A 24546-nucleotide genomic window follows, 5' to 3' on the forward strand; every position below is an offset into this window, starting at 1 on the left:
AGGGTAATTGTCAGGGCAAATACTTTTGTGATTGTCTCATATTTTCTGCCAGAACGTGCTTGCAAAATATTTTTATGGCACTCTACTCACAACTCTTTAGTAGAGTCCAAAACATCAAAATCCGGAGTTACACGATCGCCCTGCTTTCACAGCTAGGTTTTTTTACCCAGGCTCGTTTGCTGGAACAAAGTATTTTGGTTGAGCGCACCCGGTTTTTGCTTAATTTTTCAATTTAACTTTTCTTTTGTTTTCGCCCCATCTCTCTGCAGTCGTAAATTGCCCACCAAAAATCAGCCATCACTTAAGCAGAGCCAATGCACAAATCAGCCGGCTGTTTTGTATCTCAAAAAACAGCCGGCTGCGAAATTACCTCAAAAGAGGCTGAGTTTAAGCTTGCTTGTTCAACAATTTCTGCACTTGTTTGAGAGCTATAGCGCCGACGTTGTAAGCAGCCCAGCCGCCCGCCAACAATACGGGCATCAATACTATTAGTATGCGGAAGTCAAAATCCATGAGTTCTCCTCCTAAAGTTTTTTAACAAATTCTCATAATCTATTTGTATCTCATTTTGTCGCTGTTCTCCTGACTCTTTAACCAAATATTGTCACCGAGAAAGTTCCTCAGCCGCAGGCAGCCGGATACGCAGGAGGACATCGCTCCGCAGGAATTGAGATCGAAACTCACTCCTGGGCGGGCGATCGACATTCGCTGCACAAATTATCCCACAATCTGTTTCGCAATCCCTTCCACAACCTGAGTTAGAGGGTCGTTAGGGAAGTGCAGCGCAAACACTCCCTTGCTGGCGAGCAGCATCATCTTGTCGCTGTGTGGCAGTACCCCTGCCACTGGGATCTTGTAAATACTCTCTACTTGCTGCTTCAAATCGTCGAAATCCAGGGATTCTGGGGCTTTGTTGATCGTCATTAAAATCTTAGGAACTTCTAATTTGCGGGCCACATCTACCGTGACAGCCGTTCCCTGAAAATCTTGCTGATCCGGACGCAGAATCAGCAGCAGGATGTCGGAAATGGTGATGCTGAGGAGGGTTTCTTCGTTGAGCCCCGGGTGCGTGTCGATAAATAGGTAGTCTAAGTTCAAAACCTCGATCAGTTCTTGAAAGCCGTCGGTAAGCAGTCCCACATCATAGCCTTCCCGCAAAACTCGCGCTATCTCCCCTGCTTTAATGCTCGAAGGAATCAGGTAGAGGTTGCCGTTACTGGCTAATTTTGGCAGCAGGGAACTCACATTGTAGGCCGTATCCGCGATCGGACACCGGCCCCACAGGTAATCGTTCAGGCAGTGATCCATGTTGCTCTCGCTGAAACCGAACAGCACGTGAATCCCTGGTGATTGAATGTCTGTGTCCACAATGGCGACCCGATTTCCGCCGCGAGCGATAATAGATGCCAGGTTTGCTGTGGTGTTCGATTTGCCAGTTCCGCCCCGGTAAGAGTGGACAGAGATGATTTTGGACATGATCTGCGTATTAGGGTAAGAAACGGCGAGAACCCATTATGATGCAATTCTCGATGATGCAGTCGAGTTGTCTGTCATTCTTCCTTGTCGCCCAAATTCTCCTTATCTGTTAAAATATCAATTTTTTCATCTTTTATGCTCTTTTGTGCGCCCCTGCGCTGCCGCATCTGTTTGGCTTTGGCTTGCAAATCGCTGAACTCGTCATCCGGTTTGGTTTCGGCTGAACTAGCACCGCCGCCCGCATCGATCGCACCCGTTGGTGAGCTGCTTTCCGATTCAGTCACGGGGGCTCGCTGCTTCTGCTGTTTGGCTTTTTCCTGCAACTGAGCTAAGTAGTCGTCTGTCTGACTTTCGGCCTTGGGAAGCTCTGGGGTACTGGCAGTTATTTCTTGGGGTTCGGAAGGTGTTTTTTCAGAGGTTTCTTGTTTGCTAATCCTCAGTTTATCTCTCTTTTGCTGCAATTCTTTAAAGAAATCAGATTCTGTGATTTCTGCGACTTGCTGTTCTTTTTTGGCTTGGTCTATTTCGATTTTGAAGACTTGTTTAACTCGATCGCTAATTGCTTTCCCGTATCCGGCTTTATTAAATCTATCTGCTGATACAATGCTACCGCCAGTTAAGATTAATGCTAAGGCTGGCGCTGCCACAGGCACCCACCCTCCCAAGAGAAAAATCCCAAAACTAATCGCGCAGCACCCGGACAGCACTGCTCCGAATGTAACCGTCAACTTCGCTGGGTGAGCCATCCGCGATGCCAAGGTTCCTCCGACAATTGACCATGCCGAAATCCACAGGATTTCTGCCCATTCCGGCCAAAACCAAAACATCGGTCTGTTGTCTAAGACTGCACTCAAAATTTGGCTGACTACTTGTGCGTGTGCCACGATACCAGGCATGAATTGATTTTTTTGTTGCCGCCCACTGTAAGGAGTATAAAATAAATCTTTAACGGTTTCTGTGGTATAACCGATGAGAACTATTTTATCTTTAACTAAATTTGGGTCAACTTTCCCTTCTAAAACATCCGTAATTCTGACTTGGTTTGCGACTTGCCGCCTGGAACGATAATTAATTAATATTTGATATCCCCTGGCATCGACCTTGTTGTATCCTCCGTCATTACTTTCTAGTTGTTTTAATTGGGTTTTCCCCAGCCATAAAGATTGATCTGGTGCAAGTTGAGGAGAGATTTTTTGCCCTTGCAGGTAGCGGAGTGCTAGCTGGAGGTTGAAGGAAGCTAAAACTTGAGAATTGTCATTGCAAAGATGTTTTTGGGCCGAGGAGTAGCCCTCAATTGTCGGCGGTTTCATAAATAATAAAGCCCTGCGGAGTATGCCACCCGGATCGACTCCGAAATCTGCAAATCCCACCCGGTTTTGTGGCAGCCCTGGCGCAGGCGGAGAACCGGGATTGTCCGGGCTTCCGTCGGTGACTAAACATACCCCGATCATTCGATCGCTTTTTTGTAAAATTTGAGTTAATTCCTCGCGCCCGTCTCCTAAAGGTACGTCTCGCAGCACATCTAAACCGATTACGGCTGGCTGCATTTTTTCTAGTTTTTGTAAGATTTCAGCTATTTTGCGATCAGATATCGGCCACTGTTTCAGTTTCTGAATGTCTGCTTCGGTAATCCCCACAACTAGCAAACGCGAGTCTGGCTGTTCTTCGGGACGCCACCTCACCATTTGGTCATAAGCGCTTAATTCTAATGGTTCGAGTATTCCTAGCTGTCGGGCTCCCATCAAGGATAATGTTACTGCCGCGCTGGCAATTAATACAGACTTAGCCAATGCTAGTGATGGTTTATACATTTGACTCCCTTGAGTCACTGCCGATCGAATTTTGTTAGATATTTTACTCATTATCCCAGCATAAAAGTTTGACTCGTTTCTGGAACAGCAGTTGTTTCACATTTCCCGCCTGCTGGAGACTTCCTCCATCTTAGAACACTCGGAAACTCCCACCACTTTGTTACAATAATTTACAGTAGCTGGCGGGCAACTGTATCCAATGATACTTGCGATCTAGGCAACCTGATTTTTCCGACAGAGAATCCACTTGCCGCTCGAATTAATTAATGTTATTGATGATATGTCAAGGTTTAAATTGTGTATCTGCGCCCTCGACTAGCATCTCCAAAATATTTGTCGCCATCAGCGAATGCCTGTGTTTGCAATTATAGTGAAAGGTACAACAAAATGAAACGCTTTCTACATCGGGCTACACTTGCGATCGCCGTATCTGCGATCGCAGCTACCGTACCCAGTTCACTTGCACCAATGCGCGCACAATCCCAGCCGCTTCTGCTGAGTCAAAATGTTAATTTCAAGCCTCCCGACGTAACAGCCCCCGGCAACCGACAAGGAGGAACACATCGCGGCAACAAGCTTTGTCCAGCGGGTTTATCTATTACTCCTTTAGTGCCTCCAACTAATATCGGTTTAACCCTAACAGATTCTCCCACAATTTTTGTCTATATTCCTAACACCTCGCCCGAAATAGAGTTTAATTTGCTCAACGAAAAGGAAGACAAAGTGGTCTACGAAAAAACATTTAAAGTTGACAAATCCGGGATTGTTGGAGTTAGTATTCCGGCTACAGTGGACAACAACAAATCCCTTGAAGTTGGCAAGCGATACGTATGGTCGTTTTCGATGGTTTGCGACCCAGAAGACCGATCTGCTGATTTAGTTGTTAAAGGGTTCGTGCAGCGAATTGAACCGCAGGCAACTCTCAAGAGGGATTTGGCAAATCCCGACCCGATGACTAGGCTCAACGTTTATGCTCAAAATGGGATTTGGTACGAAACTCTCGCTACTTTAGCCCAAATGCGGCGCCAGACACCGGGGGATGTGAAGCTGACAGCCAAGTGGACGCAATTATTGCAGTCCCAAGGACTAGAATCAGTTGCAGCTCAACCACTGGTTGCGCCTCTTTAAATCTCGCTATTTCTTGAAGTTTGGTCGGTCTGCCGATGGCGATGTGAAAATTAACCCATTTACTCGATCGCGCCCGGGGCTAAAACTCCGGGTTAACATTAGGGATGCGTTCTATAAATATTTCTACAATTTGGTGGAACAATGAAACGTTTTATACATTTTACTGCACTGGCGATGACTGTATTGGCGATCGCCGTTACTCTCCCCAGTTTGCTTACACCGATGCAGGCTGTCCCTGCACCCATTCTGCTGAGTCAGAATGTTAATTTCAAACCTCCCGATGTAACAGCCCCCGACAACCGGCAAGGGGGGACGCATCGAGGCTGTAAGTTACGGGATGGTTTATTCATTACTCCCTTAGTACCTGAAAGCAATATTGGTTTAACGCTAACAGAATCGCCAACATTTTTTGTATATGTTTCTCAACCCGCAGCTCAAGTAGAGTTTGTTTTGCTAAACGAAGATGAATCCGAAGTAGTCTACGAAACTACTATCAAAAATGATAAAGCCGGAATTGTGGGAGTTAGCATTTCTGAGAAAGACCAGACAAAAAATATTGAGGTTGGTAAGCGATATGTGTGGTCGTTTGCACTAGCCTGCGATCCTCTGGAGCGTTCGGGAGATTATATTGTTAAAGGATGGATGCAGCGAATTGAACCCCAGACAAATCTCAAGAACGATTTGGCAAATCCCGACCCTATGGCTAAGGTGATTGCTTATGCTAAAAATGGGATTTGGTACGAGACTGTTGCTACTCTAGCCGAAATGCGGCGTCTCGCACCCGATGATTCGCGGCTGACGACCGAGTGGACGCAATTGTTGCAGTCCCAAGGACTAGAATCGATTGCCGCTCAACCGCTAGTTCAGTCTTTTGAATAACGACTCTTGACTAATCACTGCTGAGTGTTTGCACAGTCAATTCTTCAATTCTTCAATCCAGTGACAGAAAGCAGCCAGGGTACAAGCCCCCGTCTTTATCCTGGCACAACCAAAAAATAGTATCCGATAACCAGTCCCCGGATTCATCAGTGATCTCGCTTTGTTCAATTCTCAAATTCTTCAATTCTTCAATCCAAAATCTAAAATCTAAAATCTAAAATCGATTGATGGCTAATAACTTTCCCACAATTCTAGCTCTTGATTTTGACGGTGTGATTTGTGACGGACTAATCGAATACTTCCAAACTGCTTGGCGTGCCTACTGTCAAATCTGGAAACCATTCGAAACAGTGCCCGAGCCAGATTTAGCTTTGAGTTTTTACCGAGTGCGGCCCGCCATCGAAACAGGTTGGGAAATGCCGCTGCTGATCCGCGCATTGCTGACAGGAATTTCCCCAGAGCAAATTTTGCTAGAGTGGCCCAATATAGTACCGTATTTGTTGACTGAAAATAATTTAAAAGCGCAGTCTGTCGGCGCTATGTTAGACGGCTTGCGCGATAATTGGATTGCTGATGATTTAGCTGGGTGGCTGTCTTTGCACCGCTTTTATCCAGGGGTTGCCGATCGATTGCATTCCTTGCAGGAGAGTTCGGTGAAAGTGGCGATCGTCACTACAAAGGAAGGTCGTTTTGTGCGGGAACTTTTGCAGCTAGCAGGCGTACAAATGCCGTCGGAGTTGATTTTTGGTAAGGAATACAACAAGCCTAAACACCAAATTTTGCGGGAATTTTTGGCAGCGTCTGGCAAAGATTCGACTATTTGGTTTGTGGAAGATCGGTTAAAAACTTTGCTGTCGGTGAAGCAGCAGCCGGATTTATCTCAGGTGAGGTTATTTTTGGCTGATTGGGGTTACAATACTTTGCCCGAACGGGAATCTGTGGCTCAAAATCCACCAGTTCAATTGCTTTCTCTGTCGCAGTTTGCCGGAGATTTGGCAGATTGGCTGCCAAGCGAATGTGGAGGTTAGATTTGTTGGCGGGGGGAATTTTTTTCCCTTTTCACAGTCAAAAAAATTCCCAAATTTTACATCTTTTTTGTTGACTTTTGAGGCGCTGGCATGGTATTTTAATATAATCTAATAGTTGCAAAAATAATATTTTTGCAACTATTAGATTATAAGATATATATAACAGAAATCCCTCAAAAAAGCCAGCTTATCGACAAAAAAAATGTTTTTTTGATAGACTATTGCAGATAATCTTGACCTAAAAGACCGGGTTTTTTTACTATTTATTTTTGCTGGTACGAATTATTTTCGTTTATCAAACCGCGTGTATGACAAAAAACAAAGCTTCGGCACCAAAAAATTGAAAAGTGTTTTGATAATTTCTCAGCTTGAAAGCTTCCTAATATTGAGACTTAAAACCCATGCTCGATTTAACTAAAGCAGCCAAGGCAATGCAGGGAATGAGCCAACATTTGAATGTGGAAGCTCACGCGGCTCGCCAACGTTTGGAAGTGGCTCAGAATTTGCTGGTAAAGGCTGCAACGGAACAGGAAAAATTGGTGGAATTGCAAGAGAATTGGCGCGATCGCACTTTATTCAATGCTGCCACGCCGATCGAGCCATTGTCCGATCGTACCTACATCACCGCACCCCCCGCAGCTCACACAGTCTTTGCCACAGACGGCTCGCAAATTTCCCCCAACCATCACGAAATAGCCTACTGCTATCTGCTAAACGTCGGCACAGTCATGCTGCACTACGGACAAAGCCGCCACCCAGTTTTAGACAGCGTACCCGAGGTTTTCTACAAACCCGAAGACTTGTACGGTTCGCGACAGTGGGGAATTAGAACCGAAGAATGGATGGGATATCGGCGAGCAGTTTCCGAAGCAATTGCCTTAGCAGAAATGGGCTGCAATTGGGCAAAAGTTAACGACAATAAATTGCCCGCACCAGCTTTAGCAATGGTAGACGGTTCCCTGATTTATTGGTTTTTGGAACAGTTACCCAGCGAAGCGCGCGATCAAATTTTGCTGCCTATTTTAGAAGCTTGGGACAAGTTGCGTTTAGCAGGAATTCCCCTCTTAGGATACTTAAGCGCTTCTCGCAGCAGCGAAAGCTTATCTTTTTTACGGTTTGAAGCTTGCACCCACGAAGTACCAGACTGCATGACAAATTGCCCCAACGTCGGATTTGCCGCCACAATTTCTTTCGCCGAAAAAGCACCTTGTCAAGAATTTGAACCTTTGCGGGATGCCATATTGTGGGCAACAATCCTGTCACCGGGACAAAGAAGCCCTTTGTGGAAATCCCAAGCTCGAATTTTAGATTTGTACGGTGTTAATTCCGTCTATTTCTGTTACGTTCACGTTGGCACAGAAATTGCTAGAATAGAAGTGCCGGAATGGGTAGCACAAGATACAGCACAGCTAGATTTAGCATTAGGAATGATGCTGGCTCAAGTACACAAAGGCGGCGGCTATCCGGTGACGCTAGCAGAAGCTCACAATCAAGCGGTAGTCACGGGGGGCGATCGAAGTCGCTTTTTCGCTTTGTTAGAGCAGCAAATGATTAAAGCCGGTTTGAAAAATGTGGGAATTTCTTATAAGGAAACACGAAAACGTGGCAGTATTGCTTAAAGTAAGAAGTACAGTCTTGGACGCAGAAACCAGCTTTTTTACGAAAATACTGAAGTGGAGCCTTTAACACTGATAAAAAACCCGGTTCCTTTGGTATTGATGCGTAAGTTATGTAGAGTTAAAAAAGAGTTAAAAATGTTATATGCCAATAGAACTAATTATTTTAATTGCTTCGTTACTTGTGTCTTGGCTGGTGTTTAATTGGGCTTTTAAAGTGTTGAAAGCCAGCATCGGGACAGCGATTGGTTTAGCAGCAATTGTGCTGACGATGCAGTTATTGTTTGGCATCGGCCCAAATCAGCTTTTCCAACATATAATTCACCTGCCGGAAACCCTGGGGAAAATGATTTCGGGCAAGTGAGCCGATTTGAGATTTGAGATTTGAGATTCTTTTAGATACCCAACTTCTTCAAGAAGTCGGGTATCTGGGTATTCGGATAATTTTCCCTCTTCCTTCTTCCCTCTTCCTTCAGATATTAACTTCCCAACATTTGCAACTTGTACAAACTGGCATACAACCCTTCTAGCTGCAACAACTCTTCGTGGCTGCCCGACTCTACTAACTGCCCGCGTTTGAGCACTAAAATACGATCGACATTTCGGATAGTCGAGAGCCTGTGGGCAATAATTATCGCCGTTCTGTCCGCCATCAAACGCTCTAGAGCTTCTTGAATTAAAGCTTCCGTCCCCACATCCAAACTAGCAGTTGCCTCGTCTAGAACTAAAATACTGGGATTGCGAATAGCAGCGCGAGCAAACGCTAATAATTGCTTTTGTCCCCCCGAAAGATTGGTTCCCCGTTCGCGCAATTGCGTATCATAACCTTGAGGCAACTGTTCGATTAAACGGGCAACATTTGTCTTTTCTGCTGCTGCTTGAATTTCCTCAATCGAGTAACTTTCTCCCAGGCTGATATTGCTCTTCACGTCACCAGCAAATAGAAAGCCATCTTGGATAATCACGCCTATGTGCCTGCGTAACTCTGCTTGAGGCAAATCCCGAATATCCACATGATTAACCAGAATCCGTCCTCGGCTAGGTTCGTAAAGGCGGCACAAGAGACGGATAATCGAACTTTTGCCCGCACCAGTGGGGCCAACTAATGCTACTTTTTCGCCGGATTTGATGGTGAAATTGAGGTTTTGCAGGACATATTCGTCTTGTTTGTAAGCAAACCACACGTTGTCAAATTGGATTTCTCCCGATTCTGAATTCTGCGAATTGGCATTTTCTCCCCCCCTTAGCAAGGTGGGGGTGGCGGGGGGTGATTTAGGATTGTTAGGCAATAAACGATATTCTGAACTTGCTGGATTTTGATGATTATCTGCCAATTCTCGATCGAACGGAGACAAGTTGTAAGCCGTTGCCTCTGGATGTCCAGTTATCAACAACGGTGAATAACCTGCCCTTCTTCCTTCTTCCCTCTTCCCTCTTCCCTCTTCCTTCTTCCCTCTTCCTTCTTCCTTCTTCCCGCTAGTTGGATCTTTAATTTCGATCGGTTCGTTGAGAATATCGGTAATGCGCTCGACAGCGGTAAATCCGGCTTGAATTGCAGTAAATTTCTCAGCAAATTGCCGCAGCGGATCGAAGAGACGCTGAGCAAATAAAATGAATGCCGAGAGAGTACCGAAGTTAAGATTACCGGCTAAAACTCTTTGGCCGCCCATCCACAAAACCCCGGCGATCGCCACTAAAGCAATCCATTCTAATGTCGCAGATACGGCTGAGTCGTAAAATATAGTTTTGTCAACTGCTTTAATGTAGCGTTTATTGGTGACACGAAACAATTGTGAATTGAACCTTTCGCGGCGGAATAGCTGCACTACGCCAATACCAGTCAGGTTTTCTTGCAGTTGGGCGTTGAGTTCGGAAAGTTCTTCTCTGGTATTGTAATTTGCTATGCGATATTGGTACTGGAAATAAACTATGACTGCGGTAATTGGTATCATCATCAGCACCAACATTAAAGCTAGTTGCCACTGCATGGTAAACATGAAAATGGCAATTACTAAAATTGAAAATAAATCGCTGACAATGCCGATCGCCCCTGAAGAAAAAACTTCTCCCAAAGCTTCCACATCGCTGGTGAGTCGAGTCATCAATTTGCCTACAGGAGTGCGATCGAAAAATCTCACTGCTAGCGATGTGACGTGGGCGAACAAATCATTTCTAATATCTGTAGTAATTATTTGCCCTACTTTCGTGACTAAATAGCCTTGAACTGATTGCAGTGCTAACCTAAGTGTTATAGTTAGCATGAGCAAAATAGCCAAAATATTCAATGCAGCAGATAGAGACAATCCCCGCAAGAATTCGTAGGTAGGTTCCGAGCGAATTACCGAAATTGCCTGTCCGATGAGAATCGGTTGAATTGCTCCTGAGACTGCTAGCGGTACTAATAGTGCGATCGAAATAATCAGCAAGCGTTTGCTGCGGGTTGCATAAGATGCCAACCTCAGAAATAACCGCCAGTCTGTTTCCTGGCCGGATTTGTTTTTGGTGTCTGCTACTGGTGAGGAAGTTGTCATCCGATTTTAGATTTTAGATTTTAGATTGCAGAAGCTATTATGCTGCTAAATTTGGCGGCTTTTTCTAAGGATATTGAGCTTTTTTTTCGCTGCGCGGCTTGTAGGGCGGGCGGGCGAGATCAGTTCGCTCAGCTTTTGCAAAAAAGCTGTACAATATATCCAACTAATAATTGTAGCAAATAGAGTCAGTCAAATTAGGAAATATTTTACAGCTCCAGCAAATTATCGAACCTGACAGCGCTCTGTCACCCATATTTATTTGAAGTGCGGATACCCGCTACTTGCCACTTTATGCCTTTAGACATAGAGTTTGCCACTGGTTTTAGTTAGTGTGTCAAAAGCTGGGTTTTCCAAAGGCAGTTCATTGCATTGAAGAAATGGATTTTACATTTCACCGTCGTCCCACTGAAAGTGTATTAGCCTTTTTGGGTATAACTTATGCAAGAAATAGAGACAGCCCGATTGTATCTGAGACAATTTACGCCAAATGACTTAGATGAGCTGTACCGCATCTACAGCGATTCAGAAGTGATGAAGTATTTGAGCGAAGGCGTCAGAAATAGAGAAGAAACAGCAGCAGATTTATTTCAGATAATCGCAGATTGGGAAAAACACGCTTTCGGTTTGTGGGCTGTTGTCAATAAAGAAAATAACCAATTGATCGGCGACGGGGGGCTTCGCTTCTTAGGCAAAACACCTCAAGTAGAAGTCGGTTACGTGTTAGCAAAAGCCTATTGGGGGAAAGGTTTAGCATCGGAAGTTGCAGTGGCTAGCCTCAAGTATGGATTTGAAGTATTGAAACTAGAAAAAATTGGAGCTGTTGCACATACCGAAAACCTCGCCTCGCGGCGGGTAATGGAAAAAGTGGGGATGAGATACCAGCATAACCTCGACCATTCCGATCGAGTATATTATTCAATCTCGCGAAAAATCTACCAGTCAAAAGTAGTTGAGTTGAGTTGAGTTGAGAAAGGAAATCCAACCACTATTTTTGTAGCAAGACTTATCAAAACTGGTATCATAATCTAGTGGTATTAATTATATTAATCATGCAAGAAATAGAGACAGCCCGATTGTATCTGAGACAATTTACGTCAGACGACTTAGATGAGCTGTACCGTATTTACAGTGATGCAGAAATAATGAAATACTTGAGAGGAGTTAAAACTAGAGAAGAAACAGAAAGTGCCATTCATACCATGCTCAAACGTTGGGAAGAAAACAACTTCGGAATGTGGGCTTTAGTACATAAAAGAGACCGTAAAATGATTGGTCGCTGCGGACTGGTTTTTCTAGACCAGACACCGGAAGTTGAGCTGGGCTATGCGATGGACAAAGTTTATTGGAATCAAGGATTGGCGACAGAAGCTTCTTTTGCTAGTCTAAATTATGGATTTAAAATATTAAATTTGGATAGAATAGTTGCGATCGCCCGACCAGAAAATATCGCCTCGCAGCGGGTGATACAGAAAGTTGGCATGAAATATGAAAAAAATGCTCGCTATTACGAAACTGATGTACTATATTACTCTATCTCGCGAGAAACCTACGAGTCAAAAGTAGTTTTGTAAGGCGTGCAATGCACACCTTACTGCTTTTAAATCACTCACATTGCAATTTGTCATTATTGCCGGCTGACAACTACGAAGTCCTTTGCAATTGCTTGTTAACTTTTTGAATTTTCTTAGCAAAATACTCTTGTCTGTGTCCCAATCTTTTAGCCACGTCTAACCCTTTTTGATAGGATTCTAAAGCTTTATCGTAAGCCTTCATCTCTTGATAAACTTGACCGATATTGTCATAAGTGTTCATCAATCCGTAGAAATTGTAAGCCCGCTCTTCTAACAGCAACTGCATTTGATAAATCCGCAAAGTCGGCTCCCACTGCTTTTGCGATCGATAAAGTAAAGCTAATTTATCCAAAGCTTCGCTAGCTTGGGCATACTGTTGAATGGGGACGGCTAAATTGTAGGCTTCCTGATAGTATTGAGCTGCTAAATTGATTTGACCTATGGTCTGGTAATCGCTGGCGATCGCAATTTTGAGCGGTGGTATAGCGCTGGGATTTTGCAGGTTGACATACACTGATGCTAGTTTTTCCCTGGCTGCGATCGCCTTTAGGGGTTGTTTCGACTGCTGGTAAACGTAGGCCAACTGTCTCAGAGTATCTACCTCAGTTGGAGGAGTTACAGGTTGTGGCGGCGCACCGTTTCCCGCAACAACCGCAGAATTTTCCACAGCAGAATTAGCAGCAAATAAAGCGCGGTTTTCCTGAATTAAAGTTGCCAATTCCTCATACACGGGAGCAGCTTTCTCGTAACTCAACCAATTGATGTGAATTAGCCCGATCGCCTTCAAAATCTGACCTTCAGCCAATATATCTTGGTTTTGGCGCGCATTTGCGAGAATTTCTTGGTAAACTTCTACAGTCGGGCCTTTAGCGCGCACCTGCTGAAAAGCCGCAGCGAAGGTGGGGAGCAACTCAGTATTAAGTGGTACTTGGGATTTGACTTCTTTTTGAATTGCTTGCAACCGTTTGGTAATAAGCTGTAGTTCGAGGTTTTTACCGTTACTCCAAGCAACACTTCCCACCCGACTCAAAGCAGCAATTTCCGCCGCCGGGCCCAGATATCTCCGCAGCCGCAATTCTCGGAACCAAATTTCAAAAGCACCCGCGCCGTCTCCAGCTTGCAGTTTAGCCGCTGCTTCTAAGTTTAACTCCTCCAAAGCCGCTGTCAGTTCGTCCCGCTGAGTGCTGCTCAAAGATTCATTAGCGGGAGTTAGGGGATCGGGTGTGGTAATTTCTAGAGGATTAGGAGAAAATTGATCGAGGGCTGGTGGATTAGTTTGGGCGCTAGCAATAGAACCAGCACACAGCCACAGGAAAAGCAAGCACCCAATTGGTAAAGAACTTCTCATTCTCAAAATTTGGTTGCCGCGATTCGGCATTCCTTCTCGAAACATCAAGTTTTGCATATCTACAAAACGGTATAAATTATGTCACAAAGATGGCACAAAAGCAAACAATTGAACAAGAGCAACAAAATAAATTTTACCGCACTGAGCAATTGTTTTCAGTTCAAGGCGTTGGGCGATCCTCTTCGAGGGCTTCGCCAACGTATTTTACGCTTATTCAGTCTAGCCCTAATTCTCTTAACTGTTTGCACAGCTTGCGCCCCCCCTCCCGCAGTTGGAAAAGACCGCTCTTTTCCAGAAATGTCCCTCGAATTTTTGGGCGAGTACCAATTGCCAAAAATGAATTTTGAAGGAGTACCAGTCGGCGGTTTGTCAGGAATTACCTACGACCCCAAAGGTATTAGCGCAGTCACTTCCAAAGCTTATCGCTTTTACGCTCTTTCCGACGACTCCAGCGAAAACGGAGAAGCCAGATTTTACAGTCTCCGACTCGACCTCACATCAAGTGACCCCGCCAATATTCGCCTGAAAAAAGTTACCGTTGACGGCGTTACCTCCCTCAAAAAAGCAGACGGTGAAACCTTCTCTTGGGGTTCCATCAATCCCGAAGGCATCGCCCTTTCTCCCCGCAACTCAGTATTTGTCGCCAGCGAAGGCGTGACTCATGTTGGCATCCCTCCTTTTCTCGGAGAATTTGACCTCAAAACAGGGCAAATGCGGGGAAATTTGCCAATACCAAAGCGCTATATTCCCGATGCCAGCGATGAAAAACAGCAGCAAGGAGTGGTGGACAATTTAGGTTTTGAATCTTTAACCATCGACCCAGAAACCTTTAGTCCAGGCGGTCTCGATCCGTTTCGTTTGTTCGCAGCTACGGAAGCGCCGTTAATGCAAGATTTAGACCCAGAACAGGCAAGCAAACTCCGTCTTTTACATTATATCATTGTAGATAAAACGCCGCAATTAGTCTCGGAAAATCTTTACATCCTCGACCAAGTTCCCATGACTATTTTGAACGGTTTAACAGAATTAGTAACTGTCGGTGGCGGTCAGATTCTGAGTTTAGAACGTTCTTTTGGGCTGTCGGGATACAGCGCTAGGATTTATCAAGTAGCGGTTGGAGCGGCTACAGATACTTCGAGAATCCAGAGTTTTAAAGGACGAGTGGCCGTCGAACCTGCTAAGAAAAAGTTGCTGCTAGACTTAAGCCAACTCGGAATTCCGCTGTACAATTTAGAGGGAATGACCCTCGGCCCTCGCTTGCCAGATGGCAGCCAGAGTATAGTTTTGGTCAGCGATGACAATTTTGATGAAGCGCAGAAAACTCAGTTTATCTTGTTGAGTTTGAAGGGCAAAGGTTAGGTAATAAGGGCGGGCTAGAAGCCCACCCCACCCCACAAGAAGATTTATTGTTTCTGAAAAAGTAATAGTGCCTGTTTATGAGAACAGTACAATAAAATTCACTCTTTGTGGAACAGGCATCTTGCCTGTTCCTAAAAAAGTTAAATCACATTTATCCAACTATAAAATACCCTAATTATGCCAACTCGTAAGACTTTGCAATTACCCGACATCGAACTTTCCTACCTAGAATGGCAGCCAGAAACTGGGAAAAAAAAATCTCCCCGTTTGCTGCTGCTGCACGGTTTAGCAGATAGTGCGTGTGTGTGGACTAGCTTGGGCAATTACTTATCCAGCCGCTATCATATTGTAGCGCCAGATATGCGCGGTCACGGAGAGAGTAGCAAACCGAAAACAGGCTATACTTTTGAAAGTGCGATCGCAGATTTAGAAGCTTTGATGGCACATCTCAACTGGCATGACGCTCACATTTTAGGACATTCTTGGACGGGAAAACTAGCACCGATTTGGGCGAGGCAAAATCCCGATCGCTTTTGCAGTATGATTTTAGTAGACCCCATTTTCATCACCAAATTGCCCGCCGTGATGAAACTCACCCTGCCAATTGTTTACCGAAAATTAGACTGTCTCAAATGTGTGGGCCCGTTTGCGACTTTATCCCAAGCAGAAGCAGCAGCAAAACAATCGGGAGAATACGCAGATTGGAGTGACGTGCAGCAAATGGTATTCCAACACCAAATCGAACAAAAATCTGACGGAACTTGGGGCAGTAAATTTGCGATTACAGCCAGAAATCAGATATTTGCAGAAGTGATGAAAGTGGCCGGTTTAACTGAAAATATTGATATCCAGACTTTGTTTGTACAGCCGGAAAAAGGCGTAAATCGCATGGCTTGGCAAATGCAGCCATACAAGAGATACTTGAAAAATCTTACCGTTGCAAAAGTACCGGGGAATCACTGGTCTTTTTTGACTGAACCGGAAACTTTTAATCAAACTGTGGCAGATTTTTTAGAGGGCACAAGACAGTGAATTTAGAAATTATCGCACATCGGGGATTTTCGGCGATCGCCCCTGAGAATACTTTAGCAGCTTTTGAACTGGCGATCGCCCGTGGAGCTCATTCGATCGAATTTGACATCCAGCTATCCGCCGACAACGTACCAGTGATTTTTCACGACGCAACATTAGATAGAATCACTGGAGTTTCTGGCAAAGTTAGGGAAAAAACTCTGTCTCAATTGCAGACACTTAATGCGGGGAAATGGTTTAGCGATGAATTTTCACAAGAAAAAATTCCTACCTTAAAAGAATCATTAGCTATCCTCAAAAATGTTGACAAATTTCTTTACTTTGATGTCAAGCCTCACTGCGAGTGGTCTGATTCAGATGTCGCGGATTTTGTCAATACTTTGAAGGGCGCAGAAATCAAACATAAATGCGCTATTACCTCCTTTAACGCTGGATTTCTGGAACAAGTGCGGCGGCTATCTGGCGATTTGGCGATCGGGCACATTGTTGCTAATCTAGAAGCATACAAAACTCAATTAGCTCAAGCTGTGGCGCATCAGGATAATTTGATTAGCAGTCTGTATCGCGTGTTGCTGGAAAACCCCGCACTAATTCAAGAAAGCCGGAGTCAGGGAGTTGACATTGTGGCTTGGACGGTGGACGATCGAGCAGATATGCAAAAGTTAATTGATTTGGGTATAACTCGGATAGTCACTAATTGTTTGATATAATTTTTTAACCGCATATAAACGCAGATAATAGATGAATTACTTTCGCAAAAGCATCCACGAAATGTCTGGCTATGTGCCGGGGGAACAGCCACCGCTCGGCACAAAAATTATTAAACTAAATTCTAATGAAAATCCCTATCCGCCTTCTCCCAAAGCCTTAAAAGTGCTTGAGGAAATAGACGGAGAAATGCTGCGGCGCTATCCAGATCCAACTGGCAAAAGTTTCCGCATTGCTGCTAGTAAAGTTTTTGGAGTTGCTGACGATTGGATTGTTGTAGGTAACGGCAGCGACGATTTATTAAACTTGATAGTTCGCGCTGTGGGCGAATCTGGGAAACAGATTGTTTGTCCTGCGCCCACCTATGTATTGTACCGCACTTTGGCAGAAATTCAAGATGCAGAATTTGTTGAAGTTCCTTATCCCGACGACTACAAGTTACCCGTCGATTTGCTAATAGCCGCCCAGGGTGCAGTGACATTTGTAGCTTCGCCAAACAGTCCATCGGGAACAGCCATATCTATTGCAGATTTGGAGAAACTGGCTAAAGAGTTATCGGGCATTCTTGTGATCGACGAAGCATATGTAGATTTCGCCGAAGAAAATGCTTTGAGCTTGACAAAAAAGTACAGTAATGTTATAGTTTTGAGGACGCTTTCAAAAGGTTATTCCCTCGCAGGATTGAGGCTGGGTTTTGGCATAGCAAATCCGGCGCTGCTGGCGGAATTAAATAAAATCAAAGACAGCTATAATGTGGATGCTTTAGCCTATGCAGTGGGGGCGGCTGCGATCGCAGATCAAGACCACAAAACCGCCAACGCCGAAAAGATTAAGGCTTCGCGAGCAAAACTAGCCGTTAGCTTCAAGGAATTAGGCTTTGACGTTTGGCCCTCGCAAACCAACTTTTTGTTAGTTAGGCCACCAAACGGCGATGCAGAAAGAATTTATCAAACACTGAAAGTACGGGGAATATTGATTCGATACTTCAATCAGCCGCGATTAGAAGACAAATTGCGGATTAGTGTAGGTACGGAGGAACAAAATCAAATATTAGTTAAAACTTTGAAAGAAATTCTCTAAATAACGATCGCACTAAAAGTAGTTTCTAGTAATGACTTTAGTCCTCTGATTTCTATGAGGACTTGAATTCCTGACTACACACAGCTTGATTACGGATAATTATTAGGATTATCAATAGCCAACCCTGCCGACTGAGCAATATCCAGCAATCTGTTGTCCGCCGAAACAAAAACCAGTTGAGTATCTGGCACGGAAACGAGAGTAGATTGAACGCGCAAAGCTGACGCTAATTGCACAGAATCATAAGCCCGCAGCGGGTTTTGCATCACCAGTGCGCCCGCTGTTTCTATCAAAGTGCGATCAACCTCAAGAACTTCATACTGGTTGTCAAAATCCGTGCGAAAATCTCCCATAAGTTGGTCAACCTCATCGACAGATAGACTACCCTCTCGTTGACGGCGTAAAAAAGCGCTGCATACCTCCACCCAAGTAATCTGAGAAATCGCGAGAAAGTTACCTGCTGCAGGAACAGTAATTGATTGAATCCAATTACTTCCCAATTCAGGCACATACCGTTTAACCAATGCGCTGGTGTCTAATAAATAGGCATTTACCACGGGCCCCGATCCTCAATAACGATTTCAGAAAGAGGTTTCCCCACTCTTCCCTTGAGTTTTTCAAACAATTCGCGCCGCTTTTGTTCTGCCGCTGCATCTAGCTTAAACTGTTTTGTTGGCAAACCCATCAATTTTCGTATATCCATCAACTTAATCGCCTTTTCGGGATCGCCCTTGAGTTCTTCCTGCAAAACTTCCGCTACAATTGTGATCTGCACAGTTTCCCCATCATTCAATGACAAAGGACTCAGAGGACGAAAAACCCCGTTTTCGTAGATAGCAGTAATAGTTTCTGGCATAATTAGCCTCTTAATTAAATGCTTTGACTTATTGTACTTCTTTTAATTACTTCGTTGCCACCACAGCCAAATTCCAAGCCAAGCGCTTTATCAAAGGCAACTTCTTCAAAAACCCATCCAACCCTTCCAATCGAGAGTATTCCGGTTTCAATCTCTCTTGTTCAATGATAATCTTTTTCCAATAACGCTCCTCATTCGGATGCACTTTTTCTATTAAATAAAAGCGCAAAAAAATCCACAGCGATGTCAGCCAAAATGTATCGTAAGCCGTCTCCGAAAACAAAGACTTGACCAAATTCACAATATTAATATCCAAAGGAGTTTCATCCTCCGTTCGCACCTCAGTCGCCATCCTGCGGTAAACATTAATCACCGGATTGTGCTTCATCGGGTCCCAAAAACAAGCTTTTCCCCCAGGCTTTAGCACGCGGTGCATTTCGCGAATTGCCTTTTCTGGTTCCGGCAAATGGTGCAGCAAATTAGAAGCGTAAACAATATCAAAACTGTTGTCCGGGAAATCCAGCGCCATTGCATTCACCGTGCAGCCCTCTATTTTGACGCCGTTTTTCTCTGCCAATTTCAGAGCAACGTCTACCATGCCCTGGGAATAGTCGGCAGCCACACAATCTGCGCCTTTTTTAGCAAAATAAACGCTATTTTCTCCCGCGCCGCAGCCTAAATCTAACAGGCGTTTGCCTGTAATATCGCCCATTTGCTGGACGATAAATCTATTTTCTGGGGCGGTACAAGCTTCAAAGTAATCATTGACTCGAATGCCGTCAATATCGATTGTGGATGCCCAAGCATCGTGGAATTGTCGTTCTTTTTTTAAAGTTTCGTCTTGCATTTTTCAATAGTTGGTTCTTAGTAAAAAAAATAATTTTAAACCGCAGATGAACCCGGATTAACGCAGATTAATTGAGAGTTATCTGCTTCGATCTGGGTTCGTCTGCGGTTTGTTTCAAGAAAAATGGCTGACAAGAAATTTATCAGCGCTGTGCTTCTGCAACAACTTCATTTCTGATCTGAGTTGGCTGTTCAGAGGATTTTTCAGCGCTATGCTGCAATGCCTGATACAGGCGATTTAAAGCACTGATGTATGCTTCAGCAGACGCTACGATAATGTCGGTATTTGCTGAGTGACCGGAAAATACTTTGCCTTCGTGGCGCAAGCGAATTGTTACTTCGCCGATCGCATCTATGCCCGCTGTTACCGACTGTACAGAAAACTCTATCAACTCGTTGGGTACGTTTACCACCCGGTTAATTGCCCTGTAAATCGCATCCACAGGCCCAGTGCCGATCGCAGCATCGGTCAATTCTTCGCCCGCCGGATTCCGCACAGTGACAGTTGCTGTCGGGCGAGATTTGTCGCCGCAGGAAACTTGCACCAATTCTAACCGGAAAAGTTCCGGTGCTTGGTGCACTTCGTTATTGGCGATCGCCTCTAAATCCCAATCAGTAATCTCTTTTTTCTTGTCTGCCAAATCTTTAAACTTGACAAAAGCCTTATTTAGCTCATCGTCTGCCATTTCAAAACCCAACTCTTTCAAGCGAGTGTGGAAAGCGTGGCGCCCCGACAATTTACCCAGCACGATTTGATTTTCAGTTAAGCCGATCGACTCAGCATCCATAATCTCGTATGTCAGCTTATTTTTCAGCACCCCGTCTTGGTGAATTCCCGACTCGTGAGCAAAAGCATTTGCCCCGACAATCGCCTTATTTGGCTGCACCAACATCCCCGTCAAATTAGAAACCAAGCGCGAAGTTTTGTAAATTTGGCGCGAGTCAATATTAGTCAGCGGTTCCTCAGAATCCGCAGCCCTGCCCAAGAACGGATTATAATATTGACGCCGCACGTAAAGCGCCATTACCAACTCTTCCAGAGCCGCATTTCCCGCCCGTTCGCCAATCCCGTTAATCGTGCATTCTAACTGTCTGGCGCCATTTTTTACCGCTTCCAAAAAGTTAGCAACAGCCAATCCTAAGTCATTGTGACCGTGAACCGAAATAATTGCGCGATCGATATTCGGCACATTTTCCTTAATTCCGCGAATCAAGGTCCCAAACTCGCTCGGAGTCGTGTAGCCGACAGTATCGGGAATATTAACAGTAGTCGCACCGGCTGCGATCGCCCGTTCTAGAACCTGATACAAAAACTCCGGTTCTGATCGACAAGCATCTTCCGGCGAAAACTCCACATCATCCACAAAAGACTTAGCGTAAGCCACCATTTCCGGCACAATTTCCAGAACCTCAGCCCGCGTCTTTTTCAGCTTATACTCCAAGTGAATATCGGACGTAGCCAGAAACGTATGAATTCGCGCATTGGCGGCTGGTTTCAGAGCCTCTGCTGCTGTTTTAATATCCTCCTTTCTCGCCCTCGCTAAACCGCAAATTGTCGGCCCATTTTCTGTGCCAACCGATCGGGCTATTTTTTGGACTGCCTCGAAATCTCCCGTGCTGGTGAAAGGGAAACCCGCTTCAATCACATCTACGCCCAATCTCGCTAACTGGCGAGCGATCGTCAGCTTTTCATCCCCATTCAGAGATGCACCCGGAGATTGTTCTCCGTCCCGCAAAGTCGTATCGAAAATAATAATCCGGTCTTGACTTGGTTTAGTTTTCATAGCTCTAAAAAAGTGTTTTCCTGATTTTTACTTGTCCGTTTTTCTGGATTTTTAGCCTCCAGTCAGTCGATTTTAGATTTTAGATTTTAGATTTTAGATTTACTCCACAGATGAATCTGGGAACTTGAACCTTAGTCTAAAATTTTGGGCTACTGGCGGCTCCTATCGGAAAGCAAGTATGCGTTTTTGGGCGGGGGCACCAGTCCCCTGTCTCGCGCCAATAACGAATAATTAATAACCCCTAACCCATAACTACTGACTAATGACTAATGACTAATAACTAATGACTAATGACTAATAACTACTGACTAATAATCCATCTTCTCGATATGTTCCCTAATTTCATTTAGGTCTATATACCTATCTGTAGCATTTCGTAACTCTCTAGCAATCATTCCTTCGGTTGATACCACAGTAATATGAGTATTTTTTGATCGCAGCAGTTCGATCGCCCGCTCAAAATCCCCATCCCCGCTAAACAGCACAACTTGGTCGTATTGATCCACGGTATTAAACATATCAACCACAATTTCTATGTCTAAATTAGCCTTTTGAGAATATCTGCCCGAAGCATCGTCGTAATATTCCTTAAGAATTTTAGTGCGAACCGTGTAACCTAGACTGATCAAAGCATCTCGAAATCCCCTTTGATCTTGGGGGTCTTTCAGACCCGTATACCAGAAAGCATTAATCAAGATGACATTCGGCTGCGAAGTTTTGAAATATTCGAGCACCCTGCGAGGATCAAAAAACCAACCGTTCTTTTGTTGAGCGTAGAACATATTGTTCCCGTCCACAAAAATAGAAAGGCGGTTCATTAAGTTTGTCATAGAAACTTAGACCTAATAATTGTAGAAAGAAGTTAATCTAAATATCACATTTTAGCAACATGGAGCTAACTGAGGCAATAGATTAGACTTCAGAAAACTCCATCTCCCCAGTATTTCATATTTTCGGCTCTACCGCCAGAGGGTTCTTTTTACCCTGCTTGCATTTGAGCGAGGGGCCCTCACAAACTATACGCCTAGTAACTCAATACCGGCTGCCGTGTCAAGGTTAATGGCGCCTTCAAACTACCGCCGTACCGCCCTACCGCCAAGCAGGCATACCGAAGCGCATAGCAGTAGATTTTGCTCCCCTGATTTCATAGCGCAGACTACCTCCGCTTAAGCCTTTTTGCTTTCAAGAGCCCAGCGAGCTAACTCTGTCCGGTTGTGCAGACCTGTTTTGCCCAGCATATTGCTGACGTGGCTTTCGATAGTCCGCTGGCTGACATTCATCACGTCTGCGATCTGGCGATTTGCCATACCCTGCGCTAGCAACTGTACCACCTTTAACTCAGTGGGAGTCAATTCGACATTGCGGCGCGCCTTAATTTTTGTGCCACTCTCTATACCGGGATTTGAGTGGCGAATCAAGCGGGATGCTGCTTTCAGAGAAGATTCCACTTGGGCTACCAGTTCTTCTGGTTCAAAAGGCTTGACTATATAAACGTCAGCCCCAGTGCTCAAGCCTTTTACTCGGTCTGAACTTTGACCTTTTGCGGACAAGAAAAGAACCGGAATCCAGCTCGTGCGCGGGTCTTCTCTGATGTGTTTGACTAAAGTGTAGCCGTCCATTTCCGGCATCATAACGTCGCAGATAATCAAGTCGGGAACTTCTTGTTCTAGTTTTTCCAGAGCGTCTCTGCCGTTTTCTGCTGTAATGACGTTGTAACCCCGAAACTCCAAGTAGTCCTTGACCAGCAAGATCAAATTGGGGTCGTCGTCAACCAGCATCAGCCGTTTTTGTTCTCCTGAATTATTGTCCTTTGTCATGTTTATTCCCGCTAAAGTATCCCGCACACTTCCTTGTTTTCACTTCTGTTTTTTCGGTCAGTCCCCCGCCACCCGGCTGGGGGTGGAGGACGACGATCGACTGAAGGGATTGTGGTGAGGGAAAGCGGGGCGGGTATTACCGCTTTCCAACCTATAATCGACGGCTGTTTGTGAGTGTCTTACGACCTGGAACGCAGCCCAAACCAGTAATGGACGATGGCCCTGTCAAGATCAGCCTTGATTGATTGGAGATTCCCTAACAGAGCGCAAGTTAAATATCTTTAATCTCGATCGGTTCAATTTCAGGTTAATGCCCCGGTTTTAAATGATACTTCTGATATAGAGAAATTTAAGCAGACTCCCTACTTACGTATTTAACTGTTTCTAGTGTAGTTTGGCAACCTGCTTAGTGTCGGCCACTGAGAAATTTTTGCACAAAATTTCACAGTTCCTCCGATCGATTTTTTTTACTGTACCTTTTGAGAAACACAAGGAACACGGGAAGCCGCACAAGGAAGACAATAACCTAACTACAGTTTTATTGAGCTGTAGCAGGTGCGATCGCCCGGACGCCAAACTGTCTCAAATTCTCACCCTTAACCTTAAATTTAACACTTTACCTATAACCCTGTACTTTAAACAGCGCTATACTTAAATGTTTGCCTGTGCCTCAGCAGGCACAGGCAAAGGATGAGTCAAGAAAGCGTATTCTTGAACTACCTTTGAGTTTAGGAGATGTTCCTGAATAATTCTCTCAATGACGGGTGGAGTAACGTCGCGATACCACACTCCGTCTGGATAGACTACCATAATCGGGCCAGACGCGCACACTCGCAGGCAATTGGCTTTCGTGCGAAAGACGCAGGTTGGTCGAGTGGCACTTGGCTTGTCCAACCCCAATTCTTGCAAGCGTTTTTTTAAGTAATTCCACGCCTCCAGACTGGTTTGCCGATCGCAGCACTTGGGCACGGTTTGGTCGGCACAGATAAAAATATGCCGCTCGATTTGAGCGATTCCCAGGCTTTGGACGCAAGCGCTCAAGCCTTGGCTGCAATATTCCTCGTTATTTTCTGTCATTGTGTTCATCAATCAAAAGTAATTGGTTAGCGATTAAAAGTCATCACCACAGCCCCCACTCCCCCCACTCCTTCCTTCCAACTCATGCTCGGTTCGGGAACCCGTACTGACAAGTAAGTTGCGATCGCCCCTTTCTAGAGCTAAATTAGCACTCAGGAGTCGAGAGTGCTAATATGTCAGTTGTAAGTAGTCCGCTGTTGCTTTCATAGCGACCCTGACCCCTGACTGACGACAATCTGTAATCTGGAGATTTATTTATGGCAGCAGTATCACTGAGTGTTTCTACCGTTAAACCGTTAGGCGAGCGCGTGTTCGTAAAAGTAAGCGCTAGCGAAGAAAAAACCGCCGGCGGCATCCTTCTGCCCGACACAGCTAAGGAAAAGCCCCAAGTAGGCGAAGTCGCGGCCGTGGGCCCCGGCAAGCGTAATGACGACGGCACCCGCATTGAAATGGAAGTCAAAGTCGGAGACAAAGTTCTCTACTCGAAGTACGCCGGCACCGACATCAAACTCGGCACAGACGAATACGTCTTGCTTGCAGAAAAAGACATTCTGGCGATCGTTAACTAATTAATCATTAGTCATCAGTCATTAGTCATC

The 24546-nt window shown here is 44.9% G+C and carries 24 protein-coding genes; 12 read left to right on the plus strand and 12 right to left on the minus strand.

Translation table 11 applies throughout. The features are described 5' to 3' along the window. Positions 1 to 387: 387 nt before the first annotated feature. The 3 genes from QUA74_RS11715 to QUA74_RS11725 form a co-directional block, all read right to left on the minus strand. A complete protein-coding gene (locus QUA74_RS11715; RefSeq protein WP_333053037.1) occupies positions 388 to 513 on the minus strand; it encodes a photosystem II protein Y in 126 nt (41 codons plus the stop codon). A gap of 204 nt (positions 514 to 717) precedes the next feature. Further along, on the minus strand, positions 718 to 1476 hold the full coding sequence (locus QUA74_RS11720; RefSeq protein WP_333328492.1) for a MinD/ParA family protein: 759 nt from the start codon (positions 1474 to 1476) through the stop codon (positions 718 to 720). Between the two features lie 74 nt (positions 1477 to 1550). Then, complete coding sequence (locus QUA74_RS11725; RefSeq protein WP_333328495.1) at positions 1551 to 3338, minus strand: CHASE2 domain-containing protein; 1788 nt, start codon at positions 3336 to 3338, stop codon at positions 1551 to 1553. Between the two features lie 336 nt (positions 3339 to 3674). On the opposite strand from QUA74_RS11725, the gene QUA74_RS11730 reads away from it, so the two are divergent. The 5 genes from QUA74_RS11730 to QUA74_RS11750 all read left to right on the plus strand — a co-directional run bounded on the left by QUA74_RS11730 (position 3675) and on the right by QUA74_RS11750 (position 8302). Beyond that, positions 3675 to 4415, plus strand: coding sequence for a DUF928 domain-containing protein (locus QUA74_RS11730; RefSeq protein WP_333328498.1), 741 nt, complete (start codon positions 3675 to 3677; stop codon positions 4413 to 4415). A gap of 141 nt (positions 4416 to 4556) precedes the next feature. Further along, positions 4557 to 5294, plus strand: coding sequence for a DUF928 domain-containing protein (locus QUA74_RS11735; RefSeq protein ID WP_333328501.1), 738 nt, complete (start codon positions 4557 to 4559; stop codon positions 5292 to 5294). Between the two features lie 227 nt (positions 5295 to 5521). Next, the gene (locus tag QUA74_RS11740) at positions 5522 to 6322 is read left to right on the plus strand and encodes an HAD family hydrolase (protein ID WP_333328574.1); all 801 of its coding nucleotides are present in this window, start codon (positions 5522 to 5524) and stop codon (positions 6320 to 6322) included. A 401-nt stretch (positions 6323 to 6723) separates the two neighbouring features. Next, a complete protein-coding gene (locus QUA74_RS11745; protein WP_333328504.1) occupies positions 6724 to 7941 on the plus strand; it encodes a DNA double-strand break repair nuclease NurA in 1218 nt (405 codons plus the stop codon). 142 nt (positions 7942 to 8083) lie between these two features. Further along, entirely contained in the window at positions 8084 to 8302 is a 219-nt protein-coding gene (locus QUA74_RS11750) for a hypothetical protein (protein WP_006633087.1), read from the plus strand. Between the two features lie 115 nt (positions 8303 to 8417). Here QUA74_RS11750 and QUA74_RS11755 read toward each other — a convergent pair whose 3' ends face one another. After that, positions 8418 to 10469: an ABC transporter ATP-binding protein gene (locus QUA74_RS11755; protein ID WP_333328507.1), complete on the minus strand. Its 2052-nt coding sequence runs from the start codon at positions 10467 to 10469 to the stop codon at positions 8418 to 8420. Positions 10470 to 10907: 438 nt separating this feature from the next. Between QUA74_RS11755 and QUA74_RS11760 the strand changes: the two genes are divergently transcribed. Both QUA74_RS11760 and QUA74_RS11765 read left to right on the plus strand, forming a co-directional pair. Next, positions 10908 to 11432, plus strand: coding sequence for a GNAT family N-acetyltransferase (locus QUA74_RS11760; protein ID WP_333328510.1), 525 nt, complete (start codon positions 10908 to 10910; stop codon positions 11430 to 11432). Between the two features lie 86 nt (positions 11433 to 11518). Continuing rightward, a complete protein-coding gene (locus QUA74_RS11765) occupies positions 11519 to 12040 on the plus strand; it encodes a GNAT family N-acetyltransferase (protein WP_333328512.1) in 522 nt (173 codons plus the stop codon). Positions 12041 to 12110: 70 nt separating this feature from the next. On the opposite strand, the gene QUA74_RS11770 is transcribed toward QUA74_RS11765, so the two are convergent. Then, positions 12111 to 13445: a tetratricopeptide repeat protein gene (locus QUA74_RS11770; RefSeq protein WP_333328515.1), complete on the minus strand. Its 1335-nt coding sequence runs from the start codon at positions 13443 to 13445 to the stop codon at positions 12111 to 12113. Between the two features lie 240 nt (positions 13446 to 13685). On the opposite strand from QUA74_RS11770, the gene QUA74_RS11775 reads away from it, so the two are divergent. The 4 genes from QUA74_RS11775 (at position 13686) to hisC (ending at position 17567) form a co-directional block, all read left to right on the plus strand. Next, on the plus strand, positions 13686 to 14747 hold the full coding sequence (locus tag QUA74_RS11775) for an esterase-like activity of phytase family protein (protein WP_333328518.1): 1062 nt from the start codon (positions 13686 to 13688) through the stop codon (positions 14745 to 14747). A gap of 177 nt (positions 14748 to 14924) precedes the next feature. Beyond that, on the plus strand, positions 14925 to 15779 hold the full coding sequence (locus QUA74_RS11780; protein ID WP_333328521.1) for an alpha/beta hydrolase: 855 nt from the start codon (positions 14925 to 14927) through the stop codon (positions 15777 to 15779). Continuing rightward, positions 15776 to 16489 carry a glycerophosphodiester phosphodiesterase family protein gene (locus QUA74_RS11785; RefSeq protein WP_333328524.1) on the plus strand — a complete coding sequence of 238 codons (714 nt, stop codon included), beginning with the start codon at positions 15776 to 15778 and terminating at the stop codon, positions 16487 to 16489. Before QUA74_RS11780 ends, QUA74_RS11785 begins: the two co-directional genes overlap by 4 nt. A 31-nt stretch (positions 16490 to 16520) precedes the next feature. Beyond that, positions 16521 to 17567, plus strand: coding sequence for a histidinol-phosphate transaminase (gene hisC / locus QUA74_RS11790; protein ID WP_333328527.1), 1047 nt, complete (start codon positions 16521 to 16523; stop codon positions 17565 to 17567). A gap of 89 nt (positions 17568 to 17656) precedes the next feature. On the opposite strand, the gene QUA74_RS11795 is transcribed toward hisC, so the two are convergent. The 7 genes from QUA74_RS11795 to QUA74_RS11825 form a co-directional block, all read right to left on the minus strand. After that, entirely contained in the window at positions 17657 to 18124 is a 468-nt protein-coding gene (locus QUA74_RS11795; protein WP_333328530.1) for a type II toxin-antitoxin system VapC family toxin, read from the minus strand. Continuing rightward, positions 18118 to 18423, minus strand: coding sequence for an antitoxin family protein (locus QUA74_RS11800; protein WP_333328533.1), 306 nt, complete (start codon positions 18421 to 18423; stop codon positions 18118 to 18120). Before QUA74_RS11800 ends, QUA74_RS11795 begins: the two co-directional genes overlap by 7 nt. 46 nt (positions 18424 to 18469) lie before the next feature. After that, the gene (locus QUA74_RS11805; RefSeq protein WP_333328536.1) at positions 18470 to 19270 is read right to left on the minus strand and encodes a class I SAM-dependent methyltransferase; all 801 of its coding nucleotides are present in this window, start codon (positions 19268 to 19270) and stop codon (positions 18470 to 18472) included. A 142-nt stretch (positions 19271 to 19412) separates the two neighbouring features. Next, a complete protein-coding gene (locus QUA74_RS11810; RefSeq protein ID WP_333328538.1) occupies positions 19413 to 21053 on the minus strand; it encodes a 2-isopropylmalate synthase in 1641 nt (546 codons plus the stop codon). Positions 21054 to 21361: 308 nt separating this feature from the next. Next, positions 21362 to 21883 carry a LabA-like NYN domain-containing protein gene (locus QUA74_RS11815; RefSeq protein WP_006633075.1) on the minus strand — a complete coding sequence of 174 codons (522 nt, stop codon included), beginning with the start codon at positions 21881 to 21883 and terminating at the stop codon, positions 21362 to 21364. A 336-nt stretch (positions 21884 to 22219) separates the two neighbouring features. Then, positions 22220 to 22870 carry a response regulator transcription factor gene (locus QUA74_RS11820; RefSeq protein WP_333105463.1) on the minus strand — a complete coding sequence of 217 codons (651 nt, stop codon included), beginning with the start codon at positions 22868 to 22870 and terminating at the stop codon, positions 22220 to 22222. Between the two features lie 651 nt (positions 22871 to 23521). Further along, positions 23522 to 23947, minus strand: coding sequence for a ferredoxin (locus QUA74_RS11825; RefSeq protein ID WP_333328541.1), 426 nt, complete (start codon positions 23945 to 23947; stop codon positions 23522 to 23524). Between the two features lie 257 nt (positions 23948 to 24204). Here QUA74_RS11825 and groES point away from each other — a divergent pair, with 257 nt between their 5' ends. Further along, the gene (gene groES / locus QUA74_RS11830; protein ID WP_332945088.1) at positions 24205 to 24516 is read left to right on the plus strand and encodes a co-chaperone GroES; all 312 of its coding nucleotides are present in this window, start codon (positions 24205 to 24207) and stop codon (positions 24514 to 24516) included. The last annotated feature ends 30 nt before the right edge of the window (positions 24517 to 24546 follow it).

The organism is Microcoleus sp. LAD1_D3 (genome assembly GCF_036702135.1).
Lineage (GTDB): Bacteria > Cyanobacteriota > Cyanobacteriia > Cyanobacteriales > Microcoleaceae > Microcoleus.